This is a genomic window from Enterobacter cloacae complex sp. IR5418 (assembly GCF_049238105.1).
GTDB classification, from domain to species: domain Bacteria; phylum Pseudomonadota; class Gammaproteobacteria; order Enterobacterales; family Enterobacteriaceae; genus Enterobacter; species Enterobacter hormaechei.
In genome coordinates, this window is the sequence record NZ_JBMKHS010000015.1 from 65,983 (window position 1) to 91,864 (window position 25,882).

Annotated in this window: 23 protein-coding genes; 21 read left to right on the top strand and 2 right to left on the bottom strand. The window is 57.6% G+C overall.

From position 1 onward, the window contains the following. Positions 1–19: 19 nt before the first annotated feature. Positions 20–1,357 (top strand): carbohydrate porin, encoded by a 1,338-nt coding sequence (locus ACOTX7_RS13445; RefSeq protein ID WP_047355041.1) that lies wholly within the window; start codon positions 20–22, stop codon positions 1,355–1,357. A gap of 87 nt (positions 1,358–1,444) precedes the next feature. Here the strand turns inward: ACOTX7_RS13445 and gap are convergent, their stop codons facing one another. Together gap and ACOTX7_RS13455 are read right to left on the bottom strand one after the other, a co-directional pair. Further along, positions 1,445–2,455: a type I glyceraldehyde-3-phosphate dehydrogenase gene (gene gap / locus ACOTX7_RS13450; RefSeq protein WP_205923725.1), complete on the bottom strand. Its 1,011-nt coding sequence runs from the start codon at positions 2,453–2,455 to the stop codon at positions 1,445–1,447. Positions 2,456–2,533: 78 nt separating this feature from the next. Then, complete coding sequence (locus ACOTX7_RS13455; protein WP_421626088.1) at positions 2,534–3,514, bottom strand: GlxA family transcriptional regulator; 981 nt, start codon at positions 3,512–3,514, stop codon at positions 2,534–2,536. Between the two features lie 858 nt (positions 3,515–4,372). Between ACOTX7_RS13455 and ACOTX7_RS13460 the strand changes: the two genes are divergently transcribed. The 20 genes from ACOTX7_RS13460 to tssG all read left to right on the top strand — a co-directional run bounded on the left by ACOTX7_RS13460 (position 4,373) and on the right by tssG (position 25,875). After that, positions 4,373–4,867 carry a hypothetical protein gene (locus ACOTX7_RS13460; protein WP_006810964.1) on the top strand — a complete coding sequence of 165 codons (495 nt, stop codon included), beginning with the start codon at positions 4,373–4,375 and terminating at the stop codon, positions 4,865–4,867. 23 nt (positions 4,868–4,890) lie between these two features. Beyond that, a complete protein-coding gene (tssJ, locus tag ACOTX7_RS13465) occupies positions 4,891–5,394 on the top strand; it encodes a type VI secretion system lipoprotein TssJ (protein WP_006810963.1) in 504 nt (167 codons plus the stop codon). A gap of 28 nt (positions 5,395–5,422) precedes the next feature. After that, the gene (gene tssK / locus ACOTX7_RS13470; protein ID WP_221256120.1) at positions 5,423–6,766 is read left to right on the top strand and encodes a type VI secretion system baseplate subunit TssK; all 1,344 of its coding nucleotides are present in this window, start codon (positions 5,423–5,425) and stop codon (positions 6,764–6,766) included. A gap of 17 nt (positions 6,767–6,783) precedes the next feature. Next, the gene (locus tag ACOTX7_RS13475; protein ID WP_006810961.1) at positions 6,784–8,022 is read left to right on the top strand and encodes a DotU family type VI secretion system protein; all 1,239 of its coding nucleotides are present in this window, start codon (positions 6,784–6,786) and stop codon (positions 8,020–8,022) included. A gap of 2 nt (positions 8,023–8,024) precedes the next feature. Continuing rightward, positions 8,025–11,645 carry a type VI secretion system membrane subunit TssM gene (tssM, locus tag ACOTX7_RS13480; RefSeq protein WP_221256119.1) on the top strand — a complete coding sequence of 1,207 codons (3,621 nt, stop codon included), beginning with the start codon at positions 8,025–8,027 and terminating at the stop codon, positions 11,643–11,645. A 16-nt stretch (positions 11,646–11,661) separates the two neighbouring features. Then, on the top strand, positions 11,662–12,378 hold the full coding sequence (tagF, locus tag ACOTX7_RS13485; protein WP_006810959.1) for a type VI secretion system-associated protein TagF: 717 nt from the start codon (positions 11,662–11,664) through the stop codon (positions 12,376–12,378). A gap of 11 nt (positions 12,379–12,389) precedes the next feature. Continuing rightward, on the top strand, positions 12,390–13,406 hold the full coding sequence (gene tssA, locus ACOTX7_RS13490; RefSeq protein WP_214591934.1) for a type VI secretion system protein TssA: 1,017 nt from the start codon (positions 12,390–12,392) through the stop codon (positions 13,404–13,406). 75 nt (positions 13,407–13,481) lie between these two features. Continuing rightward, on the top strand, positions 13,482–14,006 hold the full coding sequence (gene tssB, locus ACOTX7_RS13495; protein ID WP_008502644.1) for a type VI secretion system contractile sheath small subunit: 525 nt from the start codon (positions 13,482–13,484) through the stop codon (positions 14,004–14,006). Positions 14,007–14,009: 3 nt separating this feature from the next. Beyond that, complete coding sequence (tssC, locus tag ACOTX7_RS13500; RefSeq protein WP_006810956.1) at positions 14,010–15,509, top strand: type VI secretion system contractile sheath large subunit; 1,500 nt, start codon at positions 14,010–14,012, stop codon at positions 15,507–15,509. A 368-nt stretch (positions 15,510–15,877) separates the two neighbouring features. After that, positions 15,878–16,270 carry a T6SS amidase immunity protein Tai4 family protein gene (locus ACOTX7_RS13505; RefSeq protein ID WP_409557583.1) on the top strand — a complete coding sequence of 131 codons (393 nt, stop codon included), beginning with the start codon at positions 15,878–15,880 and terminating at the stop codon, positions 16,268–16,270. A gap of 177 nt (positions 16,271–16,447) precedes the next feature. Continuing rightward, positions 16,448–16,930 (top strand): Hcp family type VI secretion system effector, encoded by a 483-nt coding sequence (locus tag ACOTX7_RS13510; protein WP_014884229.1) that lies wholly within the window; start codon positions 16,448–16,450, stop codon positions 16,928–16,930. A 57-nt stretch (positions 16,931–16,987) separates the two neighbouring features. After that, on the top strand, positions 16,988–17,530 hold the full coding sequence (locus ACOTX7_RS13515; protein WP_047360871.1) for a hypothetical protein: 543 nt from the start codon (positions 16,988–16,990) through the stop codon (positions 17,528–17,530). After that, complete coding sequence (locus ACOTX7_RS13520) at positions 17,521–17,928, top strand: putative T6SS immunity periplasmic lipoprotein (protein WP_213827394.1); 408 nt, start codon at positions 17,521–17,523, stop codon at positions 17,926–17,928. Before ACOTX7_RS13515 ends, ACOTX7_RS13520 begins: the two co-directional genes overlap by 10 nt. A gap of 82 nt (positions 17,929–18,010) precedes the next feature. Then, a complete protein-coding gene (gene tagH / locus ACOTX7_RS13525; RefSeq protein ID WP_221813094.1) occupies positions 18,011–19,780 on the top strand; it encodes a type VI secretion system-associated FHA domain protein TagH in 1,770 nt (589 codons plus the stop codon). Further along, entirely contained in the window at positions 19,777–20,574 is a 798-nt protein-coding gene (locus ACOTX7_RS13530; RefSeq protein ID WP_221256117.1) for a PP2C family protein-serine/threonine phosphatase, read from the top strand. The genes tagH and ACOTX7_RS13530 overlap by 4 nt, the downstream gene beginning before the upstream one ends. Before the next feature lie 16 nt (positions 20,575–20,590). After that, positions 20,591–21,583, top strand: coding sequence for a hypothetical protein (locus tag ACOTX7_RS13535; RefSeq protein WP_221813097.1), 993 nt, complete (start codon positions 20,591–20,593; stop codon positions 21,581–21,583). Between the two features lie 9 nt (positions 21,584–21,592). Then, positions 21,593–22,405, top strand: coding sequence for a type VI secretion system accessory protein TagJ (locus ACOTX7_RS13540; RefSeq protein WP_221256115.1), 813 nt, complete (start codon positions 21,593–21,595; stop codon positions 22,403–22,405). Next, complete coding sequence (gene tssE / locus ACOTX7_RS13545; protein WP_015570336.1) at positions 22,398–22,961, top strand: type VI secretion system baseplate subunit TssE; 564 nt, start codon at positions 22,398–22,400, stop codon at positions 22,959–22,961. The genes ACOTX7_RS13540 and tssE overlap by 8 nt, the downstream gene beginning before the upstream one ends. A gap of 2 nt (positions 22,962–22,963) precedes the next feature. Then, positions 22,964–24,835, top strand: a complete 1,872-nt coding sequence (tssF, locus tag ACOTX7_RS13550; RefSeq protein ID WP_221256114.1) for a type VI secretion system baseplate subunit TssF — start codon at positions 22,964–22,966, stop codon at positions 24,833–24,835. Beyond that, complete coding sequence (tssG, locus tag ACOTX7_RS13555; RefSeq protein ID WP_006810944.1) at positions 24,832–25,875, top strand: type VI secretion system baseplate subunit TssG; 1,044 nt, start codon at positions 24,832–24,834, stop codon at positions 25,873–25,875. Before tssF ends, tssG begins: the two co-directional genes overlap by 4 nt. The last annotated feature ends 7 nt before the right edge of the window (positions 25,876–25,882 follow it).

Genomic DNA, 25,882 nt, shown 5'->3' on the forward strand with positions numbered 1-25,882 from the left:
TTATTTCAGGATGGATTCTATGCAATTAAAAAAAATGGTTGTCCTCGTGGGGGCACTCTGTTCTGGCTCTCTTTTTGCTGCACAAAACGCGACGAGCATTGATGAAAAACTGGCGCAACTGGAGGCGCAAATCGAGGCGCTGAAACAACAGCAGGCGGCCAGCCAGCAGGCCGCGCCCGTGGTTGTGCAGTCAGAAGAGCCCGTCAATAAAGATGCACCACCGAAGCTGACGCTTTCGGGCTTTGGCGATATAAAATTTTATGGCGATGTGGAATTTAATATGGATGCTGCCAGCAAAACCGGCAGCCTGACCTCTGTTAAGCAAAGCGCTAATAGCGACTGGGCGCCGGGCGATAAAGAACGCTGGGATATTAATGGTCGTATTTTGCTGGGCTTTGATGGTTACCGGAAAATGGATAACGGTCATTTTGCCGGATTTTCTGTGCAGCCGCTGGGAGATTTGGCGGGGCAAATGTACCTTGATGATGCGGTATTCTTCTTTGGCACAGAAAACGACTGGGAAATTAAAGTGGGACGTTTTGAAGCCTACGATATGTTCCCGCTCAACCAGGATACCTTTGTTGAATACTCGGGCAATACCGCGGACGATCTTTATAGCGACGGCTACGGTTACATTTATATGCTGAAAGAGGGGCGTGGCCGTACCGACAGCGGCGGAAACTTCCTGATGAGTAAAACGCTGGATAACTGGTATTTCGAGCTGAATACGCTGTTCAAAGACGGCAGCGATCTGTATGTCGACCAGCGCTACCATGGTGCGGAACTGGAAAATGACAAGAACGTCGCCTATGTCCGGCCGGTTATTTCGTGGCAGGACGGCCCGTTCTCAACGGCCATCGCCATGGAAACCAATCTGGTCAACAATGCTTATGGCTATCGGGATGACGCGGGTCGTTGGGTCGATCAGTCTGACCGCACCGGTTACGGATTCACCATGACCTGGGATGGTCTGAAAACCGACCCGGAGGATGGGGTAGTCGTGAATCTCAACACAGCGTATCTGGACGCCGCAGACGAAACGGACTTCACCACGGGTATCAATGCCCTGTGGCGTAACGTTGAGCTGGGCTATATTTATGCCCATAACGAAATCGAAGAATTTAACACCTCCACCTTTGACGCAGAGTGTGAGAATGACTGCTGGATCACCGATCCGGGTGAGTATGATATTCACACTGTCCATGCGTCATACCTCATTCCCAACGTAATGAAGATGAAGAACTTTAATATTTATCTGGGCGCCTACGCTTCGTGGGTGAACGCGTCGCCGAAAGAGGGAAGCGATAAGAACGACGATCGTTATGGCGGTCGTGTGCGGTTTAAATATTATTTCTGAAAGGTGTCATGGTGCCCCCCTGTTAGCTGGCAGAGGGGCCATTTTGCAGGCCGGGTAAGCGCAAGCGCCACCCGGCAATGCGGTCGGCTACAACCCTTTCTTATCCATCAGCACCGCCAGATCCACCAGACGGTTCGAGAAGCCCCATTCGTTGTCATACCACGACAGGATCTTCACCATATTCCCACCAATCACCAGCGTTGACAGCCCGTCGATGATGGATGAGCGCGGGTCGCCCTGATAATCACTGGAGACCAGCGGTTCATCGCTGTAGCCCAGGATGCCTTTCAGCGGCCCGCTGGCGGCGGCCTGACGGAACGCGTCATTCACCTCTTCGGCGGTCACGTTGCGGCTCAGCGTTACGGTCAGATCGACAATCGATACCACCGGAACCGGTACGCGCAGGGAATACCCGGTAAGTTTGCCGTCCAGTTCGGGGATCACTTTCCCGAGCGCTTTTGCCGCGCCGCTGGAATAAGGGACAATCGATAATGCTGCCGCGCGCGCGCCGCGAAGATCTTTTTCCGGCTGGTCATGCAGCGCCTGGCTGTTGGTGTAGGCATGCGTGGTGTTCATCAGCCCATGTTCGATGCCAAACTGCTGGTGCAGCACCTGCGCCGCCGGTGCCAGCCCGTTAGTGGTGCAACTCCCGTTGCTGACCACAACATGCTGAGCCGGATCGTACAGCGTGTGGTTCACGCCCATCACCACCGTCAGATCATCATTTTTAGCGGGCGCGGAGATAATGACGCGCTTCGCGCCGCCGCGGGTGATATGCACCGCCGCTTTTTCACGTTCCGTGAAGAAGCCGGTGGCCTCGATTACCACCTCGACACCGGCGTCTTTCCACGGAATGTTTGCCGGGTCGCGTTCGCTGAATACGGTGATGCGCTGCCCGTCAACCTGAAGCGCGCCGTCCGCCGCTTCAACGGGCACCGGCAGCGTACCGAGCAGAGAGTCATATTTCAGCAGATGAGCGAGGGTTTTACTGTCCGTCAGATCGTTAATGGCCACAATCTGGAGATCCGGGTTGCCCAGCGCCGCGCGCAGAACATTACGTCCGATACGGCCGAAACCGTTAATACCGACCTTAACCATGATGCACTCCTTATCTGTGTTGTCTGGAGTCACTGTAGGCGTCAGGCCGGATGGCGTAAATGACAAAAAAGGATCAGATTACGCCATTCTGCGGCAGTGGAAGCGCTGGCGGTATTCGCCCGGTGTGAGATGAAGCTGCTTCTCAAAAACGCGGCGCAAGTTAATGCTGGTACCAAACCCGCTTTTTTCAGCAATCACATCAAGCGGATCCGGGGTCTGCTCCAGTAGCTGGCGGGCGGCAGCCAGGCGCGCCTCGGTAACATATCGGGCCGGAGGCACACCCACGTCACGCGTGAACACGCGGGTGAAATTGCGCGGACTCATGGCGACCCGTTCGGCCAGCTTCTCGACGCATAAATCTGCGGTGAGATTTTGCAGGATCCAGCTTTGCAGTTCGCTGACAGGTCCGGTCGCGCCGGACTGCTCCAGGTTATAGCGGCTGAACTGTAGCTGGCCGCCAGGCCGACGCAGGTACATCACCATATCCTGCGCCACGTTGCGGGCGAGGGTGAAGCCATAATCGTCTTCCACCAGCGCCAGCGTCAGATCAAACCCGGAGCTGACGCCGCCGGACGTCCAGACGGGACCATCCTGAACATAGAGCGGGCCGCCCTCAACGTTGACCGCCGGATAGCAGGTTTTTAACGTCTCCAGAAGCCGCCAGTGGGTCGTTGCCCGGCGCCCGTTGAGCAGTCCGGCCTGTGCCAGCAGCAGGGCTCCGCCGCAGACAGAGGCGACGCGTCGCGCATGCGGCGCGGCCAGATGCAGCCAGTCCACCACGACGGTGCTCTCCTGCTCATTCATGCCGCGACCGGTGATGATGATCGTGTCCAGCGGCGCGCGCGGATCCAGCTCCGGCAGGCGATAGTCCGCCAGCAGGTTTAATCCGGACTGGCCGTGGATCACCAGGTGAGGCTGGGTGGTGGCGATAATGATGCGATAGCGGGGCTGCGCAAGGCCGTCCGGGTGCAGCCGGTTGGCCTGCATCAGAATGTCGGCGATACCGGCGGCCTCAAACAACATGCCACCGTCAGGTACGATAATCAGGATCTTCTTCATGTCCTGAAAAGTACCTTTATCACAAAATAAGTCAAGCGGCAGGCGAATACCGCAGACAAGACACCGGAGGCGTGGAGAGGCTTGCCCGGGGGAAAGAATGAAACGCCAGATGTTGGTAAGAAGTAAACGAAATATGTAGTAACGGTAAAACTTCTTGCGTGAGATTATTTGTCAACGACGCTGAAACCCCCAGTTTATGGGGTGTGCGGGAGCGCGCTGAACAACAACCCATCAAAAAGATGTAGTCAGGCTTAATTATTCATGCACAAAAAATAACCCCTGAGGATAATTTCGATAACGTTATTTCGGAACGCGAAATTAAATCCCTGCCATTTTCTTCTTCAGTTTTTGTTAATGCGGGGTACGCCTGTGCAATTAAAGTTATCTTCAGGATGCAACAATGAAAATATCCCAGATATATCCCGCAGCGCACAGAAAAAATGAAATTCTACTAATTATGGTAGTGGCGATAATAAGGGGTTACGTTAATGATAGCGGTTCTCTTTTGCCTGTTTAGCCATTAATTTTCATATAGTTATGTGCAAATATTGTCTAAGAAAAAGACGATTTCATCTAAGTGCGCATTTTTAATGAGATTAATCCTATAATGCATTGGGCGTATCATTAAACGTCATTAAGCAGGCGGGAAATATTGAATTGATGACAAGCTCATGTAAACTTGTCTACCGTTTGTCAAAATATGTCAGGAGCATGCTGGGCCGATTTCTGTCGGGCTCGTGCGGTAGCTATGCCTTAAAATAGTTACATGCTGAAAATATCCTGACTATTTTAACAATAGCACCTAAGTCAAATTTTATCCCCTCACTTCATCCTCTAAATATCGCTACGGAAAAGCATATGAAACTGCGCGTATTGTTATCACTTCTGTTTGTTATGGCGGTGGCGGGCTGTAAGGCGCCGCAGAAACCAGCGATCACCGATGATACGATTGTGACCAGCCAGGTTAATGGCATCACGCTAACACACCGTCACGCTGTTACGCCTCCGGCGGAGTTCACTCAGGTGAATGAGCCATATCGTGCCATGTACCCGGCATCCCTGATGAGCCGTCCTGACTACGGCGGAAAAGTGATCCGTACGCTGGAGACCGGCAAAACTTACGTTGTGCTGGGGCAGGTTGAACATTTCTGGATGGCGCTGGCCGATGAAGGGAGTGAACAGCTGATTGGTTATGTGCCGATGCGTGCCGTGATCAAGGCCGACCAGTACGAAGCCACCGTGCGTAAACAGGCGCTGCGCCCGAAAGCGCGCAAGAAAACCACCTGTGTTGATGTCGATGGCAACAGCAAAGCCTGCAAAGACAGCGCGAACGGTACCTGGATCCTGAACTAAACGGGTTTCACGAGCGTATTTTTATGAATAATAAAAATGTTTATCGGATGTGGTTCCCTTTTTTTGCGCTGATATTCGCGCTGATCGGTGGTTGTACGTCGTCTTCACACAGCGACCCCTCCCGATACAATCTTCAGTTTCAGGCTCATCCTCAAATCAATGATTCTGCGCCGCTTAAGGTCAGAGTGTTGCTGCTGAAATCCGATGCGGATTTCATGTCCAGCGACTTCTACTCCTTACAGAACAACGCGTCAGCCACGCTTGGCGCGAATCTGCTGAACAGCGATGTATTCTTCCTGATGCCGGGCCAGCTTTCGAAAACCCTGAGTGGTCAAAGCTCACCGGAAGCGCGCTATATCGGCGTGATGGCGGAATACCAGGCGCTCGACGGCAAAAAATGGCGCGTCTCACTTCCTTTGCCTGTTCCCGGCGAAAACGCGATTTACCAGTTCTGGAAATGGTCCGCAGATGAACTCCAGGCCAGCGTCTTCCTTGACGTAAATGGTATCCGGGTCATCAGCCAGTAACGCCCTTCATAACAGGAAAGAGATCATCATGACGAAAGCAGAAAAGGTCGTCTGGACCGAGGGCATGTTCCTGCGTCCCCACCATTTTCAGCGGACAGAAAGTTACCTCCTCAACCACGTTCGTGAGTGGGGGGCCTTGCAGCGACCGTATCTCTGGGGGTTCCTCGACCTTGAGCTGGATGAAGCCATGCTTCGCCAGGGCTGCATTGCCCTGAGCTACTGTAGCGGCTTGCTGCCTGACGGCACTTTTTTCCAGGTTCGCAGCGACCGCAACGGTCCGGCCCCGCTAAAAATTCCCGACAATCTCACCAATGAAAAGGTAGTGCTTGCGCTGCCGGTTCGTCGCGGGGGGCGAGAAGAGGTGATTTTCAGCGAGGAGCAGGCTTCTCTGGCGCGTTTTATTACGTTTGAACAAGAAGTGGAAGACGATAACGCCATGTCGGTCGGGGAGGCGACGGTCCAGTTTGGCCGCCTGCGTCTGACCCTGATGCTGGAGAAAGATCTGACGGCAGAATGGACCGCCATCGGCGTGGCGTTCGTCACCGAAAAGCGCAACGACAACCACGTGCGGCTCGATAACAGCTACATCCCGCCAATGCTGAATGCCAATAACAGCCCGCAGCTGTACAGCATGATCAACGACCTGCACGGCTTGCTGGTGCAGCGTAGCCAGCAGATCGGCGGCCGCCTGCGCCAGCCGGGGCGTTTCAATACGTCCGAGATGGTCGAGTTCACGCTTCTCTCGCTGATCAACCGCCACCTGGGCGACGTCTCGCATTTAAAAACGCTGCCGCTGCTTCACCCTGAAGCGCTGTGGCGCAGCTGGCTGCCGTTTGCCACGGAGCTAGCCACCTGGACGCCGCAGCGTACCGCAGAGAGCATTCTGCCGGTATACGACCATGACGATCTCGCCGTTTGCTTCAGCAAACTGATGCTGATGCTGCGCCAGGGGCTGTCGCTGGTCATGGAAGATCATGCCATCCAGCTGCCGCTGCACGAACGCTCTCACGGGCTGAACATCGCCACCGTGCCGGAGACCAGCATGGTCCGCGAATTCGGCTTCGTGCTGGCCGTCAAAGCCAATGTCCCCGGCGAACACCTGCAAACCCATTTCCCTGCCCAGATGAAGGTTGCGCCAGTGTCGAAAATTCGCGATCTGGTCCAGCTTCAACTGCCGGGCATCATGCTTCGGGCAATGCCCGTCGCGCCGCCGCAGATCCCGTGGCATGCAGGCTACAGCTATTTCGAACTCGAAAGGGGCAGCGAACTGTGGCACGAGATGGACAAGTCCGGGGCATTCGCGCTGCATCTCGCAGGGGAATTCCCGGGTCTCGATATGGAGTTCTGGGCCATCCGTAGCCCGACAGAATAATAAAGCGAGCGCTTAATATGCAGGAACGACAGGATACCGGCAGTGATGCCGTGTTTACCGGAGCCAGTGGGAACAATCAGCTGGTGGCGGCCGCCAATCCGCTGCTCAATGCGATTCCGCAAATCCGTCATTCGGTTTCCCACGACGATCAGGTCGGGCTGCGCCAGCGCCTGATTGACGAAATTCGCCGTTTCGAAGTGCGGTGCCAGCAGGCGGGCTTACCGTATGAAGTGATTGTCGGCGCGCGCTATTGCCTCTGCACGGCGCTGGACGAGGCCGCCGCGCTGACCCCCTGGGGAAGCAGTGGCGTCTGGTCAAGCAATGGTCTGCTGGTGACGTTTCATAACGAAACCTGGGGCGGCGAGAAGTTCTTCCAGCTGCTGGCGCGTCTGTCGCAGAATCCGCGCGAGCACATTCTGCTGCTGGAGATGATCAACTACTGTCTGCTGCTCGGCTTTGAAGGCCGCTACCGCGTGCTGGACAATGGCCGCACCCAGCTTGAAACCATCAAACAGCGCCTGTGGCAGATGATCCGTGGCGTACGCGGCAGCTACCCGCCGCCGCTCTCGCCACACCCGGAAGACCGCCCCGTTCTGCGCAAGCTCTGGCGACCGATGATCCCTCTCTGGGCGTGCGTGGCGCTGGTCGGCTTTATCGCCTGCCTGTTCTATATCGTGCTGAACTGGCGTCTGGGTGATAACACCAGCCCGGTGCTGGCGAAAATTTACCAGTCCCAACTGCCGGAAACCACGATCCAGCAGCCTGCGCGTCAGCTGCCAGCGGTGCTGAACCTGCGCGGCTTCCTGAAACCGGAAATTGATGCCGGTCTGGTGGCCGTTAAGGATGAGGCAGATCGCAGCGTGGTGATCCTCAAAGGGGACGGACTGTTTGCTTCGGCCTCAACGGTAGTGCGCGATCGCTATGAGCCGGTCATCGACCGCATCGCCCAGGCCATGAATAACGTCAGCGGTAAAATTCTGGTCGTGGGGTACAGCGACAACGTGCCGATCCGCAGCGCGCGCTTCGCCTCCAACTATGAACTCTCGCTCGAGCGCGCCCGTTCGGTGCAAAAACAGCTACAGGGCAGCCTGTCACAGCCTGAACGCGTCAAAGCGGAAGGGCGGGGAGAGATCAACCCGGTAGCGCCCAACACGACGCCTGAAAATCGCGCCCGTAACCGCCGCGTGGAGATCACGCTGCTGGTGTCGCCTGAAAATACCCAGGCCGAGCTGAACGGATTGCCGCAAGGAAACTAAGGATGCTGACTACTCTACTTTCTATACTGACCAATCGCATTCTGTGGAGCTTCCTGGGCGTAACGGCGCTCGCGGCGGTCATCTGGATGATTGGCCCGCTGTTGTCCATCGTGGATACCCGGCCCCTTGAATCAGAGCAGAACCGCGTCATCAGCATTGCGGTGGTCTACCTGATTTGGGCCCAGAGCCACATTCTGCCGCGGCTGTATAACGCCTGGCTGAACCGTAAGCTGATGGACAAGCTCAACGAAAATACCACCAGCCCGGAGGCGGCCGATCCGCAGAAACGCCTGAACAGCGAGGAGCAGATCCTTGCCGGGCGTTTCGATGAAGCGGCCCAGATGCTGAAAAAAGCCCACTTCAGCAAAGCGGGGCATGGCGCGCAGTGGACGCAGCGCTTCAGCACGCAATATCTCTATCAGCTACCGTGGTACGTCATTATTGGCGCGCCGGGTTCCGGTAAAACCACTGCGCTGGCCAACTCCGGGCTGCAATTCCCGCTGGCGGACCGCTTCGGTAAAACCGCGCTGCGCGGCATTGGTGGCACGCGCAACTGTGACTGGTGGTTCACCAACGAGGCGGTTCTGCTGGATACCGCAGGACGCTACACCACTCAGGAGAGCGAGCAGGTTCAGGACGCCGGGGAATGGCTGGAATTTATTAACCTGCTGCGTAAATACCGCCGCCGCCAGCCCATCAACGGCGTGATCATCACCATCAGCATTTCCGACCTGCTTTCGCAGTCCGCCGAGGCCTCCCGCCAGCAGGCGGTCAACCTGCGCCAGCGTCTCTCTGAGCTGCACGAACAGCTGGGTATTCGTTTCCCGGTGTATGTGATGGTGACCAAAGCGGACCTGCTCAAAGGCTTCCGCGCCTGGTTTGCCGATTACGACAAAGCCCAGCGCGACCAGATCTGGGGCTTTACGCTGCCGTGGGAGCAGACCAAACACGCAGATTACGACCTGATGGGCAACTTCCAGCAGGAATTTTCCCTGCTGCAACAGCGTCTGGATGCTGGCCTGCCGGAAACCATGCTCAAAGAGCATGACGCCAAAACCCGTGCGGAAGCCTATCTCTTCCCGCAGGAGTTCGCCGCGCTGCGTCCGCTGCTGGCAGACTACCTGAGCACGGTTTTTGCCCGCTCAAACTTCGAAACCGAATTTTCGCCGCGCGGCATCTACTTTGCCAGCGGTACCCAGGAAGGGATGCCGTTTGACCGCGTGATGGGCGAGCTGAACCGCGCGCTCTCCTTGCCCGAAGGGGAAGAAAGCACGCGCTGGGATTCGGTGAGCAAAGAGGCGCCGATCCCGGGCGCGAAGGGCCAGAGCTTCTTCATTAAAAACCTGCTGCAAAACGTGATTTTCCAGGAAGCGGGCATCGCCGGGGAAAACCGCTGGTGGGAGCTGCGCAACCGCGCCGTGATGTGGTCTGGCTACGCGGCGCTGCTGGCCCTGCTGGTGATCCTGGGGGGCCTGTGGCTGACCAGTTACGCCAAAAATAAAGCCTATCTGGAAGAGGTGGATGCAAAAGTGCCGATGCTGGAGCAGCAGAGTAAGGCGCTGCAAAACCAGCCCCAGCGCGATCTGTTTGCGCTTCTGCCGCTGCTTAACAGCCTGGTGGATCTGCCGAAAAGCGAAGCCTTTGACGTTAACGACCCGCCGGTTTCCCGCCGCATGGGGCTTTATCGCGGGGATGACGTCAGCGATGCCTCGCAGTCGCTGTACCAGAAAGCGCTGGATCAGATGCTGCTCCCCGCCGTGGCGATGCACATTACCACCTGGCTGCGCAACGATAACGGCAGCGACGTGGAGTACAGCTATGAGGCGCTGAAAGCCTATCAGATGCTCTACCAGCCTAAGCATTACGATGGCAAATTCCTGCACTCGTGGGTGATGCTCAACCTGCAACGCAACCTGCCGCAGAACGTGACGCAGGCCCAGCTTCAGGAGCTGGAATGGCACCTGACCCAGCTGCTGGAGCCAAAAATTCAGGCTTCACCGTATGCGCAGGATGAGGATCTGGTGGCCCGCGAGAGGGCGCTCATCAACCAGCAGCCGCTCTCCACCCGCGTATATGGCCGCCTGAAACGTCTGCTGGAGCATGATGAGAGCCTCAAGCCGGTTTCGCTTTCCGATCTCGGCGGCCCGCAGAGCGAGCTGGTGTTTTCCCGTAAAAGCGGCAAGCCAGTGAGTGAGGGCGTGCCGGGTCTCTATACGCCGGACGGCTACTGGAAAAGCTTTAACGACCAGATCGACAGCGTGACCACCGCCCTGCACGAGGACGATGCCTGGGTACTGGGTGCGACCACCGCCCAGGAAGATAAACAGCAGATCGACAACGCCGTGCGTCAGCTCTATATGCGCGACTTTATCGTCAACTGGGATCGCTTCCTCGCTGACATTCAGCTCAACAACAGCGCCGATCTCTCCCAGCGCATCAACACCGCGCGCCTGCTTTCAGGCACCAACTCGCCGCTGCGCCGCCTGGTGCTCAACCTGAGCAAGGTGCTGACCCTCTCGCGCACTGCACCAGCGCCGGAAGATGCGCAGAAAGCGGAAGCCCAAAGTAACCGCGCCACCCGTACTCTGGAAGCGCTGTTCAGCAACGGCGACAATGCCCCGACGCAGGGCGCGGTTGTGACGCAGGCGCCTGAGCAACTGGTGACTGACCACTATGCGCCGATGATTGAGCTGGCGCAGCCGCTGGAGAAGGGCGGCAAAACCATCGTCTTTGATGATTTTCTTAAGCAGGTTGACGAGCTTTATCGCTATTTGACCGCCGTTCAGGATGCAGCAAACAGCGGTATGCCCGCGCCGGGCGGCGATGCCATCAGCCGCCTGCAAGCCAGCGCGGGCCGACTGCCGGGCGGGCTGCAAACCATGTTCAGCAATATGGCCGTCGGCGCCAGCAGCGACACCCAGCGTCGCGATCTGGAGAACGTGCGCAAGCGTATTAATGTGGAAGTGGGTGGATTCTGCCGTCAGGCGATTGCCGGACGTTATCCGCTGGTACGCAGCGCCAGCACCGAGGTGACGCCGGACGATCTCGCCCGCATGTTCGCCCCGGGCACCGGGCTGATGGACACCTTTTTCCGCGACAATCTGACCAACAAGGTGGACACCACCCAGGCGAACTGGCGCTTTATGCCGGGCATCGACGGTAAAACGCTGCCGGGCAGTGAAGGGCTGTTGCGTCCGTTCCAGCAGGCGCAGTCAGTCCGCGATGCTTTCTTTGCCAACGGCGCGACCACGCCATCCTTCAAGGTAACGGTGCGCACCGTGCGGATGGACAACACCATTCTGAACCTCACGCTGGACGTGGACGGCCAGCTGCTGCGCTACAGCCACGGTCCGCAGGCAGTGCAGATCATGACCTGGCCGGGGCCGGGCGGGACGAATCAGGTGCGCATGCAGCTTGGTCTGGCCAATGGCAGCACCGCAACGCTGGTAACCAACGGTTCCTGGGCACTCAACCGCTTTTTCGACAAGGCGCGCACCAGCCCTGGCGCCGGTAGCCTGAGCCGTCAGGCGACCTTCAACGTCGACGGACATCAGGTCACGCTGGAGTTTGCCCCAAACAGCATCCGCAACCCGTTCCAGCTTCCCCGTTTCTCATGCCCATAACCGCAAGGACAGCCGTATGACGAATACCCCTGCGATGAACCGTTATAGCTGGTATGGCAAATTACCCAGCGCCGGAGATTTTTTGCAGCGTCGCTTTCCGGATACCCTGCAACGCCAGTGGTCGCACTGGTTCCAGGTCGGCCTGCTGGCCTGGCAACAGGAAGAGCAGCGCAGCGGCGAGCGCCCGTTTTCTAAAGCCCCGGTGTGGAACTTTGTCGTCCCGCCGATGCTCGGCAGCCAGATGATTCAGATGGGCTGCCTGCTGCCGGGCCGTGACAGCGTAGGCCGCCACTATCCGGTATGTCTTCAACTGAGTTTTACCCCGGCCGAGTGGTCATCTCGCCTGCTCGGGCAGGCTGAAAGCTGGTATCAGCAGCTTGGCCGTCTGGGGCTGCACGCGGTGCGTAACAGTTATTCTGCCTCCCAGCTGGATGAAATGCTGATGACCATCCCGGCACCCCAGCCGGTTGAGCCGCAAAAGCGTTCCGACATTCTCGATGTGATTGGCTACGACGATGAAGGTCAGAGCACGCTGGGCTGGCCGCAGGCAGCGGAGTGTTTTGATCCGCTGCGCCAGACCAGCTACTGGTGGACGAACCGCTGCGACGGCTATCCGCTTTACACCCACGTCCACAGCGGTAACTTCACCGGGCAGCTCTTTACGCTACTGTTCGATCCGGCAGGCGGTGCCCGTCCGGGCCGCCACGGTCTTTACCCGCCTATGTTTGAATAAGCAGGGACCTTATGAATATCGATGACTTTCTCGCGCCGATAAGCCCCGACAACCCCTGCGGTGAAAACCTGGAGTACGACGCTGATTTCCAGGCCATGGGGCAGGCCAGCCAGGGCAAAGCCGAGCAGCAGTTTGGCGACACCATCATCCCGGCAGAACCCGCCGACTGGAACACGGTAGAAAAACTTGCCACCAGCCTGCTGGGACGCACCAAAGATCTTCGCGTCATGCTGGCGTTAACCCATGCCTGGACGCGTCGTCGCGGGCTGGCCGGTTACGCCGACGGGCTGCTGCTGGTGCAGGAAGCCCTGTCCCGTTACTGGGAGCAACTGTACCCGCTGCTGGAAGAGTATGGCGAAACCGATCCGTTCTACCGCATTAACGCCCTCGCCGGGCTGAGTGATAAATCCGACCTGACGGTCGCGGTGCGCAACGCCTCACTGCTCCGCTCAAACGGCGATGAGATTTCGCTCCGTGACGCCCAGGCGCTGCTTGACGGCAGTAAAACCGAGTGTCCGGATTATCCGGGCGGTCGTCCACGGCTGATTGATGAACTGGCCCGGGGCGATCAGCCCGGCACCGAAGCGGTTATCGTGATCAACGAACGCCTGCTGGCTATCCGCGAACGGCTTACCGGCTATCTCGGTGAAAGTGGCGTACCGGAGATGGAACAGCTGCTGAAAACCGTCGGGCTGGTTTCCAGCGCCTGCCAGGTGACCGATATCAGCAAGCTGCTACCGAACCGGGACGCGCAGGCTGAACAACACGCCGAGCCACAGCCGGTGGCCGCGTCGCCTGTCCAGCAGGTGACGGACTGGCGCAGCGTGCAGATCACCAGCCGCGCCGACGCGCAGCTGATGCTGGAAAAAGCGAAACAGTATTTTGCGCAGTATGAACCCAGCCATCCCGCACCGCTGATGATTGAACGGGTGCAGCGGCTGTCTGAACTCAACTTTATGGACATTATTCGCGACCTGGCGCCAGACGGCGTTAACCAACTGGAAAACATCTTTGGACGCCGTGAATAACGCGTCCTGGCATTATGACGACAGGCATGGAGTCTGCCGTTTCACCTTCACCGCGCATCTTTGATGGAGAACATCATGGCAATGAGTAACAGTGGACAGAAATTCATCGCACGCAACCGTGCTCCCCGCGTGCAGATCGAGTACGACGTCGAGATCTACGGCGCAGAACGCAAAATTCAGCTGCCGTTTGTGATGGGCGTAATGGCCGATCTGGTTGGCAAGCCGGTGGAAAACCTGCCAGCCGTCGACGAGCGTAAGTTCCTGGAAATCGACATTGACAACTTCGACGAACGCATGAAGGCGCTGAAGCCGCGCGTGGCGTTCCAGGTGGATAACACCCTGACCGGCGAAGGTAAGCTCAACGTCGATCTGACCTTTGACAGCATGGACGACTTCCTGCCGGACGCAGTGGCCCGCAAAGTCGAGCCGCTGAACAAGCTGCTGGAAGCCCGTACCCAGCTCTCCAACCTGCTGACCTACATGGACGGTAAAAACGGTGCGGAAGAGCTGATCGCGAAAATTCTCCAGGATCCGACGCTGCTCAAATCCCTGAGCCAGTTGCCAAAAAATGACGAAAGTGCGAAAGGTAGCGAGGAATAATCGATGAGCAACCAGACTCAACAACACGATCAACAGGCGGGCCAGGCGTTCAGCCAGGACGAGTTCAGCGCGCTGCTGAATAAAGAGTTCCGCCCGAAAACCGATCAGGCGCGCTCTGCCGTAGAAAGCGCGGTAAAAACCCTGGCGCAGCAGGCGCTGGAAAACACCGTGACCTTCTCAAACGATACCTACCGCACCATTCAGAACCTGATTGCCGGTATTGACGAGCAGCTTTCACAGCAGGTGAACCAGATCATTCACCACGAGGAGTTTCAGAAGCTGGAGAGCGCCTGGCGCGGTCTGAGCTACCTTGTGAACAACACCGAAACCGACGAGATGCTGAAGATCCGCTTTATGAGCATCTCCAAACAGGAGCTGGGCCGTACCCTGAAACGCTACAAGGGCGTGGGCTGGGACCAAAGCCCGATCTTCAAGAAAATCTACGAGCAGGAGTACGGTCAGTTCGGTGGCGAGCCGTTTGGCTGCATCGTGGGCGACTACTACTTCGACCACAGCCCGCAGGACGTTGAGCTGCTGGGTGAGATGGCGCGCATCGGCTCTGCGGCCCACTGTCCGTTCATCACCGGCACCGCGCCGGGCGTGATGCAGATGGAGTCCTGGCAGGAGCTGGCTAACCCGCGCGATCTGACTAAGATTTTCCAGAACACCGAATACGCCGCCTGGCGTTCACTGCGTGAATCGGAAGATGCCCGCTATCTCGGTCTGGTGATGCCGCGCTTCCTGTCGCGTCTGCCGTACGGTATTCGCACCAACCCGGTCGACAGCTTTGATTTTGAAGAGCAGACCGACGGCGCGAACCACAACAGCTACTCGTGGGCAAACGCGGCCTATGCGATGGCGGCCAACATCAACCGCTCCTTCAAAGAGTACGGCTGGTGCACCTCGATTCGCGGCGTGGAGTCCGGCGGGGCGGTGGAAAACCTGCCGTGCCACACCTTCCCGAGCGATGACGGCGGCGTGGACATGAAGTGCCCGACCGAGATCGCCATCAGCGACCGTCGTGAAGCGGAGCTGGCGAAAAACGGCTTTATGCCGCTGGTTCACCGCAAAAACTCCGACTTTGCCGCCTTCATCGGCGCACAGTCACTGCAAAAACCGGCCGAGTACCACGACCCGGATGCCACCGCTAACGCGCGTCTGGCCTCTCGTCTGCCGTACCTGTTCGCCTGCTGCCGCTTTGCTCACTACCTGAAGTGCATCGTGCGCGACAAAATCGGCTCCTTCCGCGAGCGCGAAGAGATGGAGCGCTGGCTGAACGACTGGGTGATGAACTACGTGGACGGCGACCCGGCGAACTCCTCGCAGGAGACCAAGTCCCGCAAACCGCTGGCGGCTGCGGAAGTGCAGGTGCAGGAGATCGAAGATAACCCGGGCTACTACGCCGCGAAGTTCTTCCTGCGTCCACATTACCAGCTGGAAGGTCTGACCGTTTCCCTGCGCCTGGTATCTAAACTGCCGTCGCTGAAGACGAAAGACGCGTAATGATAATTGCCGGCCCGCAGGGGCCGGCAGCTTTACTGTTAATTCGAGATAGCTAATGAATTTACCTTTAAAAACGATAACAAGAAAATTCATCAGCTATTTAATCAGTTATACGTTGCTCATTATTTCATTCATGCTATTTGTGACAGTATCTGGCTACTATTTGTTAATATTTAACTGGCCGGACGATGTCCGGCAAATCGTAATGCATGGTTCCTTGTGTGCTGGACTTAATGCATTAGCGATAGGTATATACGTTGTTGCAGAGAAGCGGAAAGAGAAATGTTAGTTCCTCATGCTGGTCAGTGTGTTACTGAGTATATAGAAAAGGATATCAGATGAAATATTTGGGTTATCTCCTCGTGTTTATGACTTCTTATGTAAATTCCGGAAATAGCTATCCTGATTTTTATCATCAGCAAACATACCGGCAGGTTTTAAAAGATTTAGTTCTGGCGCGCTGCCTTGCGCAGGTGGCAGATAAAGGCAGTCAGTTTTCTGCTGATGCGGCTCGCAGTGCGAGTGCATTCATTGAATGGATTCCTTTTGATGCCGAAAATGGCACGGATAAAGTGAATGTCCTCATTGGGAAATATATAAATCAAATTAACGGATTTCATTCAGAGCGAAAACCCGATGTCAAAGGCGTAACCTTAAACTGTTTACGACTTTATCACAGCGACGAACTTAACGAACTTGCTCCTCAGTTAATCATCGGAAATCCTGATCGCACCTGGATTCAGGATAATCCACAAGAGTAAAAGACTTCACATTCTTTCCGTTCATTCAGGGGGGATGTAAGACTGTCAAATGACACGGGTCATTTGATGTGAGGCAGAGGTAAAATATGGACGGTTTTATTCAGCCCCATGCTTTCCTGTTTGCCATATAAGGGCTTTTTCGAAAGCAATATTGTTCATCCACGAAGAGTAGATATTATGGCTATTGATATGTTTCTGAAGGTCGAGGGTGTTACGGGCGAATCTAAAGATTCTAACCACACCGGCTGGACTGATATTACCTCCTTCTCCTGGGGCGCGTCCCAGCCAGGTAATATGAGCGTTGGCGGTGGCGGCGGTGCCGGTAAAGTGAACTTTAACGACCTGCACGTTAACGCTCTGATCGACAAATCCACTACAGCAATCCTGAAACACTGCGCAAGCGGTAAACACCTGACCAAAGTTGAACTGTCCGTCTGCAAAGCGGGTGGTCAGCAGGTTGAATACACCCGCATCACCCTGGAAGACGTTCTCGTGACTTCCGTGCAGTACACCGGTGCAGACAACGGCGATACCGTTGGCGTGACCTATGCATTCCAGGCTGCGAAAGTGAAACAGCAGTACTGGGAGCAGACCACTGCCGGTGGTAAAGGTGCTGAAAGCAGCGCTGGCTGGAACATCAAAGAGAACAAAGAAGCGTAATTGCCCGTATGGCCGGGGAGTTTTCCCCGGTCATTATCAACCGGAAGGGAAGATAGTATGGCAAGTTTGCAGGAAGGAAGCTCTCGTCCTCTGACTATTGGCGAAATCGCCCTCGCACGAACCGTGTTTGGTGACGCCATAAAATATTCAGAAGTAAAAGTGCATAATAAAAGCTATCTGCCATTTAATATGCAATCTAACAATGTTGCAATGACGCCTAATGGTGAACTCTATTTCCGGGAACCCCATTACCGTGATGATTTCTCCACGGAAGTCCCTCGGTATAAACACTGGTTTATTCATGAAATGGTTCATGTGCTGCAACACCAGATTGGAATGAATGTACGAACCCGAGGCGCATTCAGTTGGGCCGCAAGCTATAATTACTCGTTACCGCCGGATAAAAAACTCTCGGACTTTGGGATGGAGCAGCAGGCTTCAATCATTTCAGATTATTATTTTCTGATAAATCACGGCTTGGGTGATTTTCGTAATATTGCAGGTTTTGAAGGTATTATCGGACCAGATCTGAGGGATAAGTATCAGCAAGCATTGTCTTTGTTTATTAAAAACCCTAAGGAACGGCGGGCATGGTTATGAAAAAAGTATTCGGTGCATTATCGGTTACGTTAATGGCGAGTGCCTGCGTGTCTCATCCCGCACAATATCAGTCGCTTACCGTCACGCTAAAAAACAACGAACCCTGCTTCGCACTTCCTGCTAATTCCGGATTAGATGCGCCTGTTACCAGCCATTCCCCCACCATTATGAAACGGGCGGGGAATGAATGGAAAACGATATCACCGCCATCTACGTATAGCCCTGTGGTGACGTTGAATACTCAGCAGTGTCACCAATGGAGCGGTATTGCGTGGCAAACCGGGGAATATGATGTCGCCCTGAAAGTCTCGGGAAAAAACGATTCTGTTCGTTATGCTGCTCGATTCTCGCTCGAAGAAAATGCGTCAGGCCAATTTAAGATTACGCAGACCGAATAGGATGCCTTAACCCCCAAACCCCGCCGTTTTCACCCCGAGAGCGGCAGCGTTTGAGCGCTAATCATACCAGCAGGAATACGCCATGCGATTCACGATTATTTCTACGAAACCCGGTCATCAGCCGCCGCAAAGCAGCTGTGATTTTTATGCCCCGGGCGGCACCATTGGGCGCGGTACGGATAACAATCTGGTGCTGCCGGACAACGATCGCACTATCTCGCGTTTGCAGGCTATCGTTCACGTCGACGCCAGTGGCGAATGCCGCGTCACGAACCGCGGCAGCGTTACCCGCGTGGTACTGAATGATATTCCGCTGGAGCGTGGGCGTCAGGTTGAGCTTCAGGATGGGGATATTCTCGGGATTGATGACTATCGCATCGAAGTCAGCGAACTTATTCACGATACCCAGCCCGTAAGCCGGATGGCGGCCAGCATGCAGCAGGCACGTCCATCGGCGACACCTGCTCCGGCGCCGCAACCGAAACCGGCCAGCGCCGCGCCGCGCGGCAAAGCTGAACCTACGGCCGTGCCGTCGGAAATCTGGGACAGCCTGATGCAGGAGTTTTCCATCTCCGACAGCATCTCCAGCAACCGGGCAAAACCGCAGCCCGCCGCCTCCCACGACCCGTTCTCCCAGCCTGCGGCCCCGGAGCGTAACGCCGACGATCCGCTGGCAATGTTCAACGATGCCGATCCGTCGCTTGAACGGAAAAACGTTGACCCGGACACGCTGTTCAGCGATGACGCGTTGTTTAAAAAAGAGAGCATTTTCGACGATGTCACCCCTTCAACGCTGGTACAGCCGGACGAAAGCAAACCCGCCCAGCCAAAGGAAGAGGCGTCGGATGAACTCGATCCGTTAGCCCTGTTTGGCGGCACGGCCAGTGCGCCTGCCGCGCGTCACGATGATCCTCTCGGTCTGATGGGCGGCGCGCCGTTAACCCATCCGGATGACATCGCGGCTGAGAAGCCGGAGCCTGAACCGCAAGCCGCACAGGAAGAGGATGCGCTGGCCAGCTCTCCGCTGTTCGATCCGGAGCCGTCTGAACCGCAGAACGCGCCGCTTACGGAAGAAGAGCCGGTACGTCCCGATTACGCTGGCTTCACCATGCCAACGCCGCAGGCCGTCGCACGCAGTAGTGCACAGACGCCTAAAGGCCGTCTGCGTATCGACCCGGTTAAAAACGCGGCATCGCCTGCTGCCTCCGCGCAGACCGGCGAGCGGGGCGAGGTGCTCCAGGGCGAACTGCTGGAGGCGCTGCTGGAGGGCATGGGCCTGAGCGAAATGCAGCCGGTGCCGCAGTTTGACCGGGAAAATATGCGTCAGCTGGGGCAGATCCTGGGCATGTTCTCGCAGGGGACCGTGGCGCTGCTCTCGTCGCGCTCCATCCTCAAGCGTGGGGTGAAAGCCGATATGACCATGGTGCTCGACGATGCGAATAACCCGTTCAAGCTGCTGCCAACCGGGAAAACGGTGCTGATCCAGATGTTCGGCACGCCGATGCCGGGCTTTATGCCACCGACCAAATCGGTGCGTGATGCGCTGATCGATCTCCAGGCGCACCAGCTGGGGATGATCTCCGGTATTCGCGCCATTATCGCCGCCATGCTGCAATCCTTTAACCCGGAACAGCTGGAAGAGCAGGCGAAGCAGAACGGCATGACGTCGCGCCTGGCGCTGCCGGGCAGCCGTAAAGCCGCGCTGTGGGATTATTTCGTGCGCAGCTATGGCGAGACGGCGGGCGAGATCGAAGATGACTTCCATACCCTGTTTGGCGAAGCCTTCCTCCATGCCTATGACATGGAGGTCAATCAGTACAAAGACTCACAAAGCGGATCGGAAGAAAAATGAATATCGCAACGGCTTCTCTCTCCCGCAAGGGGACGCGCGCCAGCAACCAGGATCAGACGGGAGAAACCATCGGGGAACGTTCAGCCTGCTTTGTCGTCTGTGACGGCATCGCGGGCCTGCCGGGCGGCGAGGTGGCCGCTGAACTGGCCCGCAACAGCATTATTTCCCGCTTTGACGGCGACAAGCACCTGAATGCACAGCATATTCGTGACTACGTCCAAACGGCGAACCGCACCATCCTCAGCGAACAACAGGCCGTGCAGGACTATCGCCGGATGGGCACCACGCTGGTCAGCCTGTTTATCGACAGGGATTACCGTCTGGCTTACTGGGCGCACGCCGGAGACAGCCGCCTGTACCTGTTTCGCCGCGGCTGGCTGTGGCATGTCACCACCGATCACAGCCTCGTTCAGCAGATGAAAGATGCCGGGCATCAGACTGACGATCTCAACAGCAACCTGCTGTATCTGGCGCTGGGCATTGAGAATGGCGGACCGGAAGCGAGCTACAGCGATGTCGTGCAGGTTGAAGACGGTGATGCCTTCCTGCTCTGCACCGACGGTTTCTGGCACGGCGTCAGCGAAGAGCAGATGAAGCAGTCGCTGCACATGGTCAATACGCCACAGGAGTGGCTGACCTTAATGAACCAAATCATTCAAAAGAATGCTGAACAGGAGGGCAATGCTCAGGACAACTATACCGCCGTCGCGGTGTGGATGGGCAACCCTCAGGACACCACTTTGCTGCATACGCTCTCTGACGCAGCACAATTTCTTCCCTGCGGAACTGATTAGACACACAAGGATTGATATGAAACTTTGGCTATCGGGTTTGGCTCTTCTGACGGTGGCGACCACCGCACAGGCTGAAAACTTCCGCATCGTGCAGTCTCCTGCGCAGAAGCTGGATATCTGGATCGACAACATTAAAGACAATACGCCGCAAAGCTGGTGTAAGGCGGACGTGGCGCTGCGTATTGTGGCGAACGGCAAGAAAGATGTGTCGGTGCTGGAAAACTTCGTGCCGCGCCTTGGCTCGCTGCTGGAGCACCAGTGCAGCAAGCTGAATACCCTGAACTGGACGCTAAACGATCCGGAAGGCACGACGCTTGCCCGCGGCACAGCGGCTAAAGCGCAGGACTGGGCGCTGGTGGTGAAGCAGCAGGAAACGGCGGCGGCAACGACCGCCACCAACACTTCAGGCGCGCTGCTGCCGCCTGACCAGAATCCGGAGACGCACACCGTAGCGGCAGATCGTACGCCATGGCAGGAGTTCACTCTTCAGGACGGTTGCCACCTGCGCACCTTCTGGGAGGGCGGTTCCTCCGCGCCAGCGCTGTTTATTCCGGACTCCGACACCACCCGCTGCGGCAACGGTAGCTGGCTCAGCGGCCATACCGTGGTGACGCAGAACCGTAACGGGACGCAGAAAGCGATTCCCGTCACCTACATTCACGGCTTCCCGGTAATGGGGCTGAACAACGCGGTCGATCCTGAAAGCGCGTTGATCACCTCCGTCAACAAAGAACGCATGGTCTTCAGCACCCAGAACAGCGACCAGAGCTGGATGATCCTGCCGTACGACAGCACCCTGAACGGCTGGAAGAGCAACGGCACGGTGGCGGTGGAAATCACCCGTGAGATCGCCAGCGACGACGCCAGACTCCAGGCGCGTATCGCGGAGGTGAAGAAGATCTGGAGCGCATGGGTAGCACCGGGCGCGGAACTGAACGTTGTTCTGATTGACACGCTGCGTCCGCAGCTGCGCGATCCGGCAGTGGGCGCCTGGCGCGCGGCGAATTAAGGAGGGGCTATGAATACGCTTTATCAACGTCTGGCGGGTGAGTCGATTAGCGACGCGCTGCTTCGCCTGGAAGCCGATATCAAAGCCCGTCCGGCGGATGCCGATCTGCGCGCCGCGTTTGTGCAGTTTCTGATCCTCAGCGGCAACTGGGCGCGCGCCCTGACCCAGCTGAAAAGCTGGCTGGCGCTGAAGCCGCAGGCAAAACCGACCGTAACGCTGCTGGAGCAGGCCATTCAGGGTGAACAGCAGCGGGCGCGCGTGTTCGCGGGAGAGGCGCGTCCGGCAATGCCGGAGGCGCAGTGGCCGTGGCTGACGACGTTAGCCCAGGCGCTGACGGAAAGCGCCGGGCAGGCACAAGCCCTGCGTCTGTCGGCACTCGAACAGGCGTCGGCAAGCCGCGGGCAGGTCACGCTGGAGAATGAAGAAAACCACACCTTTGAATGGCTGATGGACGGCGATGCCCGTCTGGGGCCGGTGTGTGAAACCCTGGTCAATGGCCGCTATTTCTGGGTGCCATTCTGCGCCATCGACACGATCCGTTTTCAGGCTCCGGCCAGCGTGACCGATCTGGTGTGGCGTCATGCGCTGGTCCGCCTCACGGACGGCACCGAGCAGGTGTGTCAGATCCCGGCGCGTTATCCGTTTGCTGACGGGGCGCCAGACAGCGTTAAGCTGGGGCGCACCACCGAGTGGCTCCCGCTCGACGACGACGGCACCCTGTATGAAGGTCTGGGGCAAAAGGCCTGGCTGAGCGAGCAAAGCGAAAACCCGCTGCTCACCCTGAGCCTGGTAACGTTTACCACGGATGGTGCGGATGAGTAATCCCGCTGGCGAAGGCGATCTGCTGCGCAGCGGCTGGCAGGCCCGCAGCAGGCAGGAGAAAGTGGGGGCGCGCGACAAAATGCAGCCCTCGCTGCTGGATCGCCTGACGGATAACGATCCGGAAAAAAAACGCGAGTCCGCCAACAGCAATCTGATCACCCATGCTGCACTGCGTCGTAACGTCCTGCGGGATTTACAGTGGTTGTTTAACACCATTAACCACGATGCCTCCAGCGATCTGAGCGGGCTGACGCAGGTGAGCCGTTCCGTCGTCAACTTTGGCGTTGCGCCGCTGGCGGGAAAAAGAATGTCCGATATCGAATGGCACGACATTCAGCGCAAGCTCACCGAAGCGATAATTAACTTTGAACCGCGGATCCTGCCGCAGGGGCTTCAGGTTCGCTGCGTGTCCGATACCTCTTCGTTAGATTTGCACAACGTTCTGTCTATCGAAATCAAAGGCCGTCTGTGGTGCGTACCGTATCCGCTGGAGTTTCTCTTTCGCACAGACGTCGATCTGGAAAACGGCCATTTTGAACTGAAGGATGCGGGGTAATCATGGAAAGCAAACTGCTCGAATATTACAACCGTGAACTGGCCTATCTGCGCGAGATGGGCGCGGAGTTCGCCGAACGCTACCCGAAAGTGGCGGGGCGGCTCGGCATGCGCGGCATCGAAGTGGCGGACCCGTATATCGAACGCCTGATGGAAGGTTTTGCCTTCCTGACCTCCCGCGTGCAGATGAAAATGGACGCCGAGTTCCCGCGCTTTTCACAGCGTATGCTGGAGATGATTGCGCCAAATTATCTGGCGCCTACGCCGTCGATGGCGATCGCTGAAATTCAGCCCGACAGCAGCCGCGGCGACCTGAGTAAAGGCTTTACTGTGCCGCGCGGCACCATGATGGACAGCCTGGCGCTGAAAAAAACCGGCGTCACGTGCAGCTATACCACGGCGCACGAGGTCAACCTGCTGCCGCTAAAAATCGACCGGATCGAGCTGGGCGGCGTTCCCGCCGATCTGCCGCTTGCCCAGCTCGGCCTGAGCCAGCGGGGGATCAGCAGCGCCTTGCGGATCCGCATTGCCTGCGATGGCCCGCAGCATCTCGGGCACCTGGATTTTGACCGCCTCGAGTTTTTCTTAAGCGGCCCTGACATCGAAGCGCTGAAGCTGCTGGAGCTGGTGATGGAGCACCACGCGGGTATTGTCTGCCAGACGGTCAGCAAGCAGCCCCAGCGCCAGCTGTTGTCGTCTGACGCCCTGCGTCAGGAGGGCTTTGAGGCGGATCAGGCGCTGCTCCCGGACGATCTGCGCAACTTCGACGGCTATCGCCTGTTGCAGGAGTACTTTGCGTTCCCGGCGCGTTTTCGCTTCATCAGCCTGAGCGGGCTGGGCAAGCTGATCCAGCGCTGCGAAGACGAAAAAGCGTTTGATATCTTCATTCTGCTCGACAAGAGCGACGATCAGCTGGAGCGCGTGGTGGACGCCAGCCATCTGGCGCTGCACTGCACACCGGTGATCAACCTGTTCCCGAAGGTGGCGGCCCGGCAGAAGCTGAGCGAAAGCCAGCATGAATACCATCTGGTGGTGGATAACATCCGACCGCTGGATTATGAAATTTATGCCGTGAAAAAAATCTATGCCAGCGCGGATGGTCAGCGGGACGACCAGACGTTTCGTCCGTTCTGGAGTACCTGGAGCGGAGACGCGGGTAACTATGGCGCCTATTTTTCCCTGCGCCGTGAGCAGCGCGTCCTCTCGGAACACGCGCTGCGCTATGGCACCCGCACGGGCTATATTGGCTCGGAGGTCTTCGTCTCGCTGGTGGATGCGCAGCACGCGCCGTGGCAGGAGAATTTGCGCTACATTTCCGCCGAGGTGCTGTGCACCAGCCGCGACCTGCCGCTGATGCTTCAGCAGGAGCTTGGGCAATTTATTATGGCCGACTCCATGCCGGTTAAAGCGTTAACCCTGCGTAAAGGCCCGACGCCGCCCCGTCCGGCGCTGGCGGAAGGGTTCAGCACCTGGCGGCTTATCAGTCAGCTGCAAATGAACTACCTCAGTTTGATGGACAGCGAAAACGAAGAGGGCGCTGCCGCGCTGCGTCAGCTGTTAGGGCTGTACGCCAACCTGGCCGAGACGCCGGTTGCCCGTCAGGTGGAGGGCGTTCGTCACTGCGTGCTGGAGCCGGTGCACCGCCGCGTACCGGAACCCGGCCCGGTGGTGTTCGCCCGCGGGATCGGCATCACCCTGACGGTGGATGAACGCGCCTTTTCCGGCGCCAGCCCGTGGCTGTTTGGCAGCGTGCTGGAACGTCTTTTTGCCCGCCTGGTCTCCATCAACAGCTTTACGGAGTTCACGCTCAAGAGCCAGCAGCGCGGCGAGATCGGCTACTGGGCGCCGCGCATGGGTAAAAGGGCGCTGGTATGAGTGAGGTTGCCCCTGCAACGCTGCGCGTGCATCGCCTGACGCCACTGCCCGATGCGTTCTGGCGCGGGGTGCGCGAGACGCCGTGGCGCTACGATCTGTTCCAGCTGTTAAGACGCATTGATGCCCAGGGCGGTGAACGTTATCCGCTGGGCCGCGCGCCGCTGCCGAAATTTGAGCCGCTGCGTATTGGTCAGCAGCCTTCAATGGGGTTTGCGCCGTCAACGGTTGCTGAGGTCCGGCAGCGGGAAGAGAACGGGCTGCATGACGTTTCCATTCTGAGCTTCGGCCTGTTTGGTCCTAACGGCCCGCTGCCGGTGCACATGACCGAATATGCCCGCGAGCGTATTCATCATCATCAGGATCACAGCCTCAGCGCGTTTGCCGACCTCTTTCACCACCGCCTGACGCTGCTGTTCTACCGCGCCTGGGCGGACGCGCAGCCTGCCGTTTCACTGGATCGCGACGACAACCGGCGCTTCGAGGGGTATCTGGCGTCGCTGATTGGCATGGGCCAGCCGGGTCAGATGGCGAAAGGCAGCCTGAGCGCGCATGCCCGCTTTACCCACGCCGGGCACCTGACCCGCCACGGGCGGGACCCGGAAGGGCTGGAGAAGATCCTGCGCAACTATTTCAACGTGCCGGTCAGGCTGGTGGCTAACGTCCCGCAGTGGATGCCGCTCTCCACGCGGGAGCAGGCACAGCTGGGTGAGGGGCGGCGTCTGCCGCGCATGGGGGAGTCTGCCTTTCTCGGCATTGCGGTACGCGACGTGCAGCATAAATTCCGGCTTGAGATTGGCCCGTTGAGCGCAGACGACTACAACCGTTTTCTGCCGGGCGAAGGGTGGGTCACCGAACTGCGCGACTGGGTACGACAGTACGCTGGGGTGGAATTTGAATGGGAAACACGGGTGATCCTGCGCGCCGATGCGGTGCAGGGCGCCACGCTCGGCAGCGCCGGGCGATTAGGGTACAACACCTGGCTGGGCCTTCAGCCTCAGCCTGTTCCGCGTGGCGATCTGGTGTATCGCGCAGAGCGATAATCCTTCC

Excerpts from the sequence above, each read along its gene's own strand:
- ACOTX7_RS13445 (WP_047355041.1), top strand. The coding sequence starts at position 20 with ATGCAATTAAAAAAAATGGTTGTCCTCGTGGGGGCACTCTGTTCTGGC.
- gap (WP_205923725.1), bottom strand. The coding sequence starts at position 2,455 with ATGGTTAAGGTCGGTATTAACGGTTTCGGCCGTATCGGACGTAATGTT.
- ACOTX7_RS13455 (WP_421626088.1), bottom strand. The coding sequence starts at position 3,514 with ATGAAGAAGATCCTGATTATCGTACCTGACGGTGGCATGTTGTTTGAG.
- ACOTX7_RS13460 (WP_006810964.1), top strand. The coding sequence starts at position 4,373 with ATGAAACTGCGCGTATTGTTATCACTTCTGTTTGTTATGGCGGTGGCG.
- tssJ (WP_006810963.1), top strand. The coding sequence starts at position 4,891 with ATGAATAATAAAAATGTTTATCGGATGTGGTTCCCTTTTTTTGCGCTG.
- tssK (WP_221256120.1), top strand. The coding sequence starts at position 5,423 with ATGACGAAAGCAGAAAAGGTCGTCTGGACCGAGGGCATGTTCCTGCGT.
- ACOTX7_RS13475 (WP_006810961.1), top strand. The coding sequence starts at position 6,784 with ATGCAGGAACGACAGGATACCGGCAGTGATGCCGTGTTTACCGGAGCC.
- tssM (WP_221256119.1), top strand. The coding sequence starts at position 8,025 with ATGCTGACTACTCTACTTTCTATACTGACCAATCGCATTCTGTGGAGC.
- tagF (WP_006810959.1), top strand. The coding sequence starts at position 11,662 with ATGACGAATACCCCTGCGATGAACCGTTATAGCTGGTATGGCAAATTA.
- tssA (WP_214591934.1), top strand. The coding sequence starts at position 12,390 with ATGAATATCGATGACTTTCTCGCGCCGATAAGCCCCGACAACCCCTGC.
- tssB (WP_008502644.1), top strand. The coding sequence starts at position 13,482 with ATGGCAATGAGTAACAGTGGACAGAAATTCATCGCACGCAACCGTGCT.
- tssC (WP_006810956.1), top strand. The coding sequence starts at position 14,010 with ATGAGCAACCAGACTCAACAACACGATCAACAGGCGGGCCAGGCGTTC.
- ACOTX7_RS13505 (WP_409557583.1), top strand. The coding sequence starts at position 15,878 with ATGACTTCTTATGTAAATTCCGGAAATAGCTATCCTGATTTTTATCAT.
- ACOTX7_RS13510 (WP_014884229.1), top strand. The coding sequence starts at position 16,448 with ATGGCTATTGATATGTTTCTGAAGGTCGAGGGTGTTACGGGCGAATCT.
- ACOTX7_RS13515 (WP_047360871.1), top strand. The coding sequence starts at position 16,988 with ATGGCAAGTTTGCAGGAAGGAAGCTCTCGTCCTCTGACTATTGGCGAA.
- ACOTX7_RS13520 (WP_213827394.1), top strand. The coding sequence starts at position 17,521 with ATGGTTATGAAAAAAGTATTCGGTGCATTATCGGTTACGTTAATGGCG.
- tagH (WP_221813094.1), top strand. The coding sequence starts at position 18,011 with ATGCGATTCACGATTATTTCTACGAAACCCGGTCATCAGCCGCCGCAA.
- ACOTX7_RS13530 (WP_221256117.1), top strand. The coding sequence starts at position 19,777 with ATGAATATCGCAACGGCTTCTCTCTCCCGCAAGGGGACGCGCGCCAGC.
- ACOTX7_RS13535 (WP_221813097.1), top strand. The coding sequence starts at position 20,591 with ATGAAACTTTGGCTATCGGGTTTGGCTCTTCTGACGGTGGCGACCACC.
- ACOTX7_RS13540 (WP_221256115.1), top strand. The coding sequence starts at position 21,593 with ATGAATACGCTTTATCAACGTCTGGCGGGTGAGTCGATTAGCGACGCG.
- tssE (WP_015570336.1), top strand. The coding sequence starts at position 22,398 with ATGAGTAATCCCGCTGGCGAAGGCGATCTGCTGCGCAGCGGCTGGCAG.
- tssF (WP_221256114.1), top strand. The coding sequence starts at position 22,964 with ATGGAAAGCAAACTGCTCGAATATTACAACCGTGAACTGGCCTATCTG.
- tssG (WP_006810944.1), top strand. The coding sequence starts at position 24,832 with ATGAGTGAGGTTGCCCCTGCAACGCTGCGCGTGCATCGCCTGACGCCA.